8 protein-coding genes are annotated in these 8,919 nt (G+C 72.2%); 4 read left to right on the forward strand and 4 right to left on the reverse strand.

The genetic code is table 11. The features are described from left to right. Positions 1-22: 22 nt before the first annotated feature. Genes DJ010_RS21445 through DJ010_RS21455 form a run of 3 tightly spaced genes read left to right on the forward strand, consistent with a single transcriptional unit; the run spans position 23 to position 1,675 of the window. Positions 23-340, forward strand: a complete 318-nt coding sequence (locus tag DJ010_RS21445) for a WXG100 family type VII secretion target (RefSeq protein ID WP_109697494.1) — start codon at positions 23-25, stop codon at positions 338-340. Between the two features lie 38 nt (positions 341-378). Beyond that, on the forward strand, positions 379-681 hold the full coding sequence (locus DJ010_RS21450) for a WXG100 family type VII secretion target (protein WP_109697495.1): 303 nt from the start codon (positions 379-381) through the stop codon (positions 679-681). A gap of 7 nt (positions 682-688) precedes the next feature. After that, positions 689-1,675, forward strand: a complete 987-nt coding sequence (locus DJ010_RS21455; protein ID WP_109697496.1) for an EsaB/YukD family protein — start codon at positions 689-691, stop codon at positions 1,673-1,675. Positions 1,676-1,823: 148 nt separating this feature from the next. Here the strand turns inward: DJ010_RS21455 and DJ010_RS21460 are convergent, their stop codons facing one another. The 4 genes from DJ010_RS21460 to DJ010_RS21475 form a co-directional block, all read right to left on the reverse strand. Next, positions 1,824-3,239 carry a phospholipase D-like domain-containing protein gene (locus DJ010_RS21460; protein WP_109697497.1) on the reverse strand — a complete coding sequence of 472 codons (1,416 nt, stop codon included), beginning with the start codon at positions 3,237-3,239 and terminating at the stop codon, positions 1,824-1,826. A gap of 94 nt (positions 3,240-3,333) precedes the next feature. After that, positions 3,334-4,290, reverse strand: coding sequence for a D-alanine--D-alanine ligase family protein (locus DJ010_RS21465; RefSeq protein ID WP_109697498.1), 957 nt, complete (start codon positions 4,288-4,290; stop codon positions 3,334-3,336). Then, positions 4,287-5,453: an alanine racemase gene (gene alr, locus DJ010_RS21470; protein ID WP_109697499.1), complete on the reverse strand. Its 1,167-nt coding sequence runs from the start codon at positions 5,451-5,453 to the stop codon at positions 4,287-4,289. The genes DJ010_RS21465 and alr overlap by 4 nt, the downstream gene beginning before the upstream one ends. After that, complete coding sequence (locus DJ010_RS21475) at positions 5,450-6,076, reverse strand: M15 family metallopeptidase (RefSeq protein ID WP_109697500.1); 627 nt, start codon at positions 6,074-6,076, stop codon at positions 5,450-5,452. Before DJ010_RS21475 ends, alr begins: the two co-directional genes overlap by 4 nt. Before the next feature lie 209 nt (positions 6,077-6,285). Between DJ010_RS21475 and DJ010_RS21480 the strand changes: the two genes are divergently transcribed. Beyond that, on the forward strand, positions 6,286-8,718 hold the full coding sequence (locus DJ010_RS21480) for an immune inhibitor A domain-containing protein (protein ID WP_109697501.1): 2,433 nt from the start codon (positions 6,286-6,288) through the stop codon (positions 8,716-8,718). Positions 8,719-8,919 lie beyond the last annotated feature (201 nt).

Consider the following 8,919-nt stretch of genomic DNA (forward strand, 5'->3'; position numbering starts at 1 on the left):
CCACCGACGAGAAGGAGTCACCATGGTCCAGCCCGACGAGTTCGGCCAGGGGGACGGCGCGCTCAGCCGTGCCGCGTCCCTCGTGAGCGACGCCCGCGCCGACTTCACCGGTTTCAGCGCCCGGCTCGACAGCCAGGTCGCCGCCATCCACGGCCGGTGGGGCGGCCGGGGCGCCCAGGCGTTCTTCCACCTCCACCAGGCGTGGACCGAGCGGCAGCGCCGGATCGTCGGGGCGCTCGACGACTTCGCGAGCTCGCTCACCGCGACCGAGCAGGACAACACCGCCACCGACGACGCGGTCGGCGCCGACTACGGCCGGCTCCTCGGCCGTCTCGGCTGACCCGCCCCGGCCCCACCCACCACCGAAGGAGAACGACGATGACCTCACCCCTCGACGGCATGCGCGTCCAGCACGCCGCGCTCGACCAGGCCGCCTCCGACATGCTCCGGACCGTCACCGACATCGACAACCGGATGAACCGCCTCGAGGCCGAGCTGGCGCCGCTCCGCAGCGAGTGGGCCGGCCACGCCCAGCAGTCCTACCACGACGCCAAGGCGACCTGGGACCGTGCGATCGCCGAGATGCGTGACCTGCTCGACGAGAGCCAGCGCACGGTGATCCGGTCGAACGCCGACTACCAGGCGGTCGACCGCCGTGGTGCCGCCCGGTTCGTCCACTGAGGACCCCGTGTCCGACCGGCTGCTCCGGGTCACCGCCGTCGCTGGGGGACGGCGGAGCGACCTGGCCGTCCCGGGCGCGGTCGCGGTGGCCGAGCTGGTGCCCGACCTCGCCCGGGCGGTCGGGCTGCTCGACCCGGCCGCCGCCTACGCGGGCTACGGCCTGCACGCCCACGGTCGGAGGCTCCAGCCCGACCGCGGGCTCGTCGAGCAGGGTGTCGGTGACGGCACCCTGCTCGCCGTCACGGCGCGCGCGGACGAGCCGGTGCCGCTCACCCACGACGACCTCGCCGAGGCGACGGCGGAGGTCGTCGGGCGACGACCGGCCTGGCAGCCGGCCGACGCCCGGCGCACGACGCTGCTGGCCGGCCTGCTCGCCACCGCGGTCGGGCTCGTCGCGCTCGCGCACGACCGGCTCCCGGACGTCCCGGCGTCGTGGTCGGCTCCCGGCGCGGTGCTCCTCGCCCTGGTCGTCCTCGCCGGCGGCGCGGTCCCGGCAGCAGCCGTCGCGCTCGGCGTCGCCCGGGTCGACCAGCCGCCGGTCGACCCGGTCCGGCTGCAGGCGATGGCCGCCCGCTCGCAGCGGGTGCTGCTGGCGGGATCCGCCGCCGGGGGAGCGCTCGTCACCCTCCTCGCGCCGGTGGTCGCCGACGACCCGGTCGGCGCGCTGCTGGCCGTCGACTGCTGCGTCGTCGGGCTGCTGCGCGCCCGTCGGCTGCGCGCCCGCACGCCGGCGCTGGTCGCGGTCCACGGCGGACTGGCCGGGCTGCTGGCCACGGCCGTGGCGCTGCTCGTGCGCGACCCGGCTTCGCGGCCGGTCGTCGCGCTCACGCTTCTCGGCGCCGGAGCGACCGCCTCCGCGCTCGCCCGGCTACCGGCAGCGCCGCCGCTGCTGCGCGCACGGCTGTGGGACCTGCTGGAGACGTTGGCGCTGGTCGCGCTGGCGCCCCTCGTCCTGCTCGCGGCCGACGGGCTGGCGCTGGCCACCGGCGGCTGACGTGCCGACGACCAAGGAGCTGCTCGAAGCAGCGTCCTACGACCGGCGCCGGCTGGTCGGCGCGCTGCTCACCGGCACGCCCCATGACGACCGTGGCCGGCCGCTGCGCGCCGTCCTCGCCGGCGTCCTGCTGGCGCTGCTCCTCGCCTCAGTCGTCGCGGCAGTCGATCGGCGGGACCGGCTGGTCGTGGGTCCAGTTCAGGCTGCTGTGGGCCTTCACCGTCTTCCAGCGCGCGACGTACTGCTTGTAGAGCTTCGCGCTCTTCACGTTGACCGTCACCTCGTCGCCCTTGGTGAGCGAGCCCGTGGCCCAGTTCGCCGTGCCGGTCCAGACCCCGGCGTACTTCCGGTTCTTGCCGTAGGTGCCGCGCACCGCGACGTTCTTCATGTGCGTGCGGGTGTTGACGCAGCCGTCGACGTCGGAGCTGTCCCAGCGGCTGTCCCAGAGCTCGATGAGGCCCGAGGCGCGGGCCGCCTTCATCTTGCGGAGCAGGGTGCCGTCGACGGCACCGAAGATGATCTTCACCTTGCATCCGCTGCGGGCCAGGTCCCTGACCTTGTCCCAGATGTAGTTGCCGCGGTGGCCGTTCCACCAGAACTGCTGGATGTAGAGCTGGGTCGGGCCGAGCGCGCTCTTGCACTTGACCTTGCGGAGATCGACCATCAGCGGGTCGCGCTTCTTGCCGACGCCGAACATCGGGAAGAACCGCGTCGTGTAGGGGCCGTCGATCATCTCGACCAGCTTGCGCCCGGCGCGCTTCTGCGCGGTCATCTTCCGGTGCATCTTCTCGACGAAGGCGAACGTCTTCGGCCGATTCTTCATCGTGATCATGTCGTTCCAGCCGCTGTTGACGCCGCCGGCGTTGAGGTTCGTCGAGGCGAACATCACCACGTTGTTGGCGGAGCCGGTGCTGGAGAACGCGTAGATCTTCGCGTGCATGTTGGCCTCGGGGCCGCCCCGGCAGGAGCCCGAGCAGCGCAGGACGTAGCTGCCGTCACGGCCCCAGGTGACCGGCGTGCCCTTGTCCTCGACCAGGCTGCGGTGCACCTCGCGGGGGGTCATCGTCGGGATCGCCGCGGGGCCGTCGGGCCCGTCGACCGGGTGCTTGGTGCGCAGGCCGCCGGAGTCCGCGGGCAACGGCCGGTTGCAGCGACCGGCCTTCGGGTCGGTGTCGGGCACGCCGTTGCGGTCGCGGTCGCGGACGTTGTCGGCGTTCAGCGCGGTGACGATGCGTCGGAACGGCTTCGACTTCACCTCGTCGTCGATGATCACGCGCACGGAGACGCCGCGCTTGCACGCGCCGATGATCGCGTCGGCGCTGGACGGGCGGTCGAAGAGGTACGCCGCGAGGATCAGCTTGGGGCGCGGGTCCCGCTTCGTCGGCCGGATGTTGCGGATCGCCTGCTCCACCTTGCGCACGATGGCCGACCGCGCGGACGCGCCGCCCCAGGGCACGGGCGTGTTGAACGAGGCTCCGCCGGACGGCTCGTAGCTGTGCGCCGTCGCAGGCACCAGCAGCGACAACGGCAGCAGGACCGCCAGCAGGACGACGGCACGACGCATGGATTCCCCCAACTCCGGGTTCGTGGCGGGCGGGAGCGCCACGCCACGGGCAGGACGATGGTAACCGCTGCCCCTCCGTGACGCGGCTTTACCGTCACCGATCGCCGGACGTGGCCTCCCGGACCATGACGTCGAGGAGGTCGGAGTACGACATCCCGTCGGCGGCGAACATCCGCGGCACCTGGGAGTGCTCGGTGAACCCCGGGATGGTGTTGATCTCGTTGAGCACGGGGCCGGTGTCGGTGAGGAAGAAGTCGACGCGCGCGATACCCGAGCAGCCGACGGCGTCGTACACGGCGACGGCCGCGCGCTCCAGCGCCTCCTGCTCGGCCTCGGTGACCGGCGCCGGGATCTTGAACACCGCGGAGCCGTCGTACTTGCTTTCGAGGTCGAAGATCCCCGACTCCGGCACCACGATCTCGAGCGCCGGCGGCACCGTGCGGCTCCCGTCGGAACGGCCCAGCACGGCGAGGTCGATCTCGCGGCCGACGACGACGTCCTCGACCAGCACCCGGTCGTCCACCGCGAAGGCGGCGTCGAGCGCGGCGGACAGCTCGGAGGCGTCGCGCACCATCGAGACCCCGTAGCTGGAGCCCGCCGCGACCGGCTTCACGACCACGGGGTGGCTGAAGGCGACCTCGCCCGCGGTGGCGCGAGTCACCAGCCGGCCAGGCGCGGTGGGCACGCCGACGGCCTCGGCGACCAGCTTGGTGACCCACTTGTCCATGGCGATCGCGCTGGCGCCGAGGGCGGAGCCGACGTACGGGACGGCGACCAGGTCGCAGAGCGCGGCCAGCGTGCCGTCCTCACCGCCCGGCCCGTGCAGCATCGGTACGGCGACCGCGCACCCCCGCAGCACCTCGGTGGCCCCGGCCAGGCCGATCGGGCTGCCGTCGCCGTCGCGCCACAGGCCGTCGCGGTCGATGGTCAGCGGCACGACGTCGTGACCGGCCTCGGTGAGGGCCGCCCCGGCGGCGCCCGCCGAGGCGAGGGAGACGTCGTGCTCACAGCTGGTGCCGCCGCCGATCACGGCGACGCGGAGGGAGGTCATCGGGTCCCTATCTGGATCGGGTCGGGGTCGGTGGCTGGAGCGGCCGCCAGTGGCAGCGTCGTGCGGTGCAGGCGGGGCCCCAGCCCGGTGACGATCTCATGCTCCAGGGTCTCGGCCCAGCCGGCCCACTCCGCCGCCGTGGGCTCCCCCGCGTCGCCGGGGCCGAAGACGGTGGCCAGGTCGCCCTGGCGCACGGCGCCGTCCTCGGGGCCGAGGTCGACGATCGTCATGTCCATCGAGATGCGCCCGACGACCGGGTAGCGGCGGCCGCGCACCATCACCTGGGCGCGGTTCGAGGCGAGCCGCGGCAGCCCGTCGGCGTACCCGAGGCCCAGCAGGCCGAGCCGGGTGTCACGCGGTGCGGTCCAGGAGTGGCCGTAGCCGACCGAGGTGCCGGCCGCGATCCGGCGGACCTGCACCAACGGCGCCGTCAGCGTGAGCGCGGGTCGCAGGGCGACGTTGCGGGCCTCGTTGATCCCGACCAGGCCGGCCCCGATCCGGCTCATCGTGTGGTGGGTGAGCGGGTCGCTCAGCGTCGCCGCGGTGGCGGCGAGGTGGTGGTCGGTCGGCGTCAGCCCGAGCTCCTGGGCGGTCCGCAGGCCCCACGCGAACCGGTCCCGGCCGGCCTCGTTGGCGGGGTCGCCCGGCCGGTCGGCGCAGGCGAGGTGACCCATGACGCCCACGACGGACAGCACGCCGGCCTCCTCGGCGGAGCGCGCCTCGCGGCACATCGCGACCCACTCCTCCGGGCTCGCTCCGTCGCGGGCCATGCCGGTGTCGAGCTGGAGGTGGACCCGCAGCCCGGGTGCCGCCCGCACCACGTCGAGGTGGGCCAGGCCCGGCACGGCGATCTCGATGTCGCGCTCGGCTGCAGTCGCGAAGTCGGCGTCGAGCGGGTTCAGCCAGCTGAGGATCCGCTCGGTGAAGCCGGCGTCGCGCAGGGCGAACGCCTCCTCGAGGTTGGTGACGCCGAACCGGGTCGCGCCGCCGGCGAGCGACGCGTGCGCGACCGCGACGGTGCCGTGGCCGAACCCCTCGGCCTTGACGACCGCCATCACCTCGCCGGTGGTGGCGGCGCCGATGGTGCGGACGTTCGCGGTGACCGCCGACGGGTCGATGAGGAGCGTCGGCTGGGTCCCGGCGGTGCCGGACGGCTCGGTCACGCGACCGCCTCGCGGTCGGCGACCGGGCCGTAGAGCGCGGCCGGGGCGCCGGTCATCAGCGCCCAGTAGCGGTCGCCGTACGACCAGTGCCACCACTCCGTCGGGTAGTTCACCAGCCCGACCGCCCCCAGCACCTCGGCGAGGAGGTCGCGGTGGGCGCGTGCGGCGGCGGGGATGCCGGTCGCCGCGAAGTAGCAGGCGTCGTCGGACTCCTCCGGCGTCGCGTCGATCGGGGTCCCGAGGTCGAGCTCGACACCGTCGGCGTCGACGAGCGTGAGGTCGACGGCAGCGCCCGCGACGTGCGGGGCGACCGCGATCGGGGCGACGAAGCGGCTGGTCAGGATCTCCAGCTCGACGGCGTCGACCCCGGGGTGCGCCGCCGCGACCTCGCCGGCGTAGCGCGCGATGATCAGCCGCTGGTCGGCCTCCGACCGGTGACCCTCGACGACCCGGAGCCCGACGCCGGCCGGCAGCAGCGCCGCAGCCCGGTGCAGGCGTACGGCGAGCGACTCCCGCACCCGGGCGAGCGCCGGCCCGAGCCCGGGACCGAGCGCGACCAGCGGCTCCCCGGACTCGCGCACCGGGATCGCGCCGACCCGGGGGTCGGACAGCAGGATCGTCATGGGGACATCTTGACGCCTGCGGCCAGCCGAGCCGGCACGGCCGGGCCGCCCGCCGGTAGGTCACGGTCCGGTAACGATGGCCGCCGCCCTCTGTCGGCGGACGCCCGGCGAGGCGTCAACTGCCCTCGCAAGTCTCGGGAACCGCCGGAATCCGGCGCCGGGACCCCGAGGGCGCAGATCGCGCCCCGCATCTCGACACTGGAGGCACTGTGCGAGGCAAGACGATCGCGGCGCTCGCCGCCGCAGCACTGGTGGGGGCGTTGGCCCAGCCCCTCACCGCGACGGAGGCCGGCGCCCAGCCGCCCTCCCACACCGACGACACGCGGCAGAGCGCGTCCACGACGAAGGTGACGACCGACAACCTGGTGCCGCGCTGGCGGCAGAAGTACGACGTGCTGCGGCAGTCGGCGCTCCAGCAGCAGCTCCGTGGCGACGTACCGGTCGGCAAGCGGGTCGTGAAGCTCGGCAAGGGTCGGTTCGCGAAGGTCGCCCAGACCGGGACCGACCGGATCTTCGTCGTGCTGGCCGAGTTCGGCGAGCAGCGGCACTCGGCGTTCTGCGACAGCACCGACCCCGAGGAGTGCGCCTTCCCCTCCGACGGCAGCCCGACCCGCTACGACGGGCCGCTCCACAACGAGATCCCGAAGCCGAACCGCAAGTACGACAACACCACGCTCTGGCGCAAGAACTACAACCGGTCGTTCTACGAGGACATGTACTTCAACCGGATGGCGAAGTTCTTCGAGGACCAGTCCATGGGTGCCTACTCGGTCGAGGGCGACATCACCGAGTGGGTGAAGGTGCCCTTCAACGAGGCCCGCTACGGGCGCAACTACTGCGGCAGCATCGTGTGCCAGAGCTCGGAGTTCCTCATCCGCGACGCCCTCTCCCTCTGGGTGGCGAAGCGGCTCGAGAGCGGCCAGACGATGGAGCAGATCCAGGCCTACCTGAAGACGTTCGACCGTCAGGACCGTTACGACTACGACGAGGACGGCGACTTCAACGAGCCGGACAACTACATCGACCACTTCCAGATCGTCCACGCCGGTGGCGACGAGGCGGACGGTGACCCGATCCAGGCCGCCGACGCCATCTGGAGCCACCGCGGCAACGTTTCGATCCACAAGCTCGGGACCGGCCCGGAGATCGGACCGAAGAAGGGCGGCGTCGAGGTCGGCGAGGGTGGCGTGTCCGACCCGAGCGGCGCGGCCGTCGAGTTCCCGGACAACCCGACCGGCCTCTGGGTGAGCGACTACACGATGCAGCCCGAGAACGGTGGTCTCAGCGTCTACGCCCACGAGTACGCCCATGACCTCGGCCTTCCCGACCTCTACGACACCTCCGGCAACACCGGTGGCGCCACCAACAGCGTCGGCTTCTGGTCCCTGATGGCACAGTCCCGCGGCACCTCGCCCAAGGACGAGGGGATCGGCGACCAGCCGATGCCGTTCGGCGCCTGGGAGAAGTTCCAGCTCGGCTGGCTCGACTACAAGTCGATCCACGCCGGCAACAACGGGACCGTGGAGCTCCGGCCCGGCCAGGTCCTCAGCGACCGCAAGTACAACGGCGCGATCGTCGTCCTGCCCGACAAGCAGGTGCAGCTCGACCTCGGTGACCCGTGCGACGAGTGCGGTGAGCGGTTCTTCTGGAGCGACCGGGGCGACGACCTCGACACCCGGATGACCCGGGAGGTCGAGGACGGCGGCGAGCTCACCGCGAAGGTGAAGTACAACATCGAGGACGGCTGGGACTACGCGTTCCTCCAGGCCTCCAGCGACGGTGGCGCCACCTGGGCGGACGTCGAGACCGACCACTCCTACGAGGGCGCGGACGACAGCGGCTTCAACGCCTCCGGCTTCGGCATCTCCGGCACGACCGACGGGTGGGTCGACCTGACCGCCGAGGTGCCGGAGGGCACCAACGCGATCCGGTGGCGCTACCTGACCGACGGCGCCTTCGCGCTCAACGGGTTCCAGGTGGACAACATCACGCTGGACGGCGAGGTCATCGGTGACGCCGAGACCGCCGACGAGGGCTGGACGTTCAAGGGCTTCCGCCGTACGACGGGCACCGACTACGTCTCGAAGCTCAACGCCTACTTCGTCGACAACCGGCAGTACGTCGGCCGCGACCGCCTGCTCAAGCACCTCTACAGCTACATCGGCTACTCGGGGAAGCGCGCGGACAAGGTGGAGTTCTACGCCAACGAGCCAGGTGCGCTGGTCACCTACTGGGACACGACCTACACGGACAACAACGTGGGCGACCACCCCGGCCACGGTGAGCTCCTGGTCGTCGACGCGCGGCCGGAGTTCGACCACCTCCCCGGTCCGGGCAACCTGCTGGCGAGCCCGGTGAAGATGGGCTACGACTCGCCCTTCTCGCTGAAGCGGAGCAGGGACCTCGACGTGCACTACCTCGCGCAGCCCTACACGATCGAGGGCTCGGGCAGGTCGCCGGTCTTCAACGACCTGAAGAACTGGTGGTTCGCCTCCGACGAGCACTCCGTCGAGGGGGAGCACCCCGGCCAGACCCAGCCCGGCTGGTCGAGCGTGGACGTGCCCGACCACGGCGTGACGATCCGGGTGGTCAAGGTCGCCAAGAACGGTGACCTGACGATCCGCGTCGGCTCGGTCGACTGACCGGCGCCTGAGAAGCAGCGGTGCCCCGTCCCTCTCGAGGGGCGGGGCACCGTTCGTTCCTGCGGCGGAGGTAGGGGTGTCTGGGTTCACGACATAGGCGACAACTGACACGCGACACCTGAGTCGGGACATAGGCGACAGTTCCTGGGCATGTCGAAAGCCAGGGTCGCCGTGCTGAAGGTCGTCACTAAGGAAATGTCC

It is taken from the genome of Nocardioides silvaticus, assembly GCF_003160695.1.
GTDB classification, from domain to species: Bacteria; Actinomycetota; Actinomycetes; order Propionibacteriales; family Nocardioidaceae; genus Nocardioides; species Nocardioides silvaticus.

Bases quoted from the DNA above. Each gene is read 5' to 3' on its own strand.
- DJ010_RS21460 (WP_109697497.1), bottom strand. From the start codon at position 3,239: ATGCGTCGTGCCGTCGTCCTGCTGGCGGTCCTGCTGCCGTTGTCGCTG.
- DJ010_RS21450 (WP_109697495.1), top strand. From the start codon at position 379: ATGACCTCACCCCTCGACGGCATGCGCGTCCAGCACGCCGCGCTCGAC.
- DJ010_RS21445 (WP_109697494.1), top strand. From the start codon at position 23: ATGGTCCAGCCCGACGAGTTCGGCCAGGGGGACGGCGCGCTCAGCCGT.
- DJ010_RS21465 (WP_109697498.1), bottom strand. From the start codon at position 4,290: ATGACCTCCCTCCGCGTCGCCGTGATCGGCGGCGGCACCAGCTGTGAG.
- DJ010_RS21475 (WP_109697500.1), bottom strand. From the start codon at position 6,076: ATGACGATCCTGCTGTCCGACCCCCGGGTCGGCGCGATCCCGGTGCGC.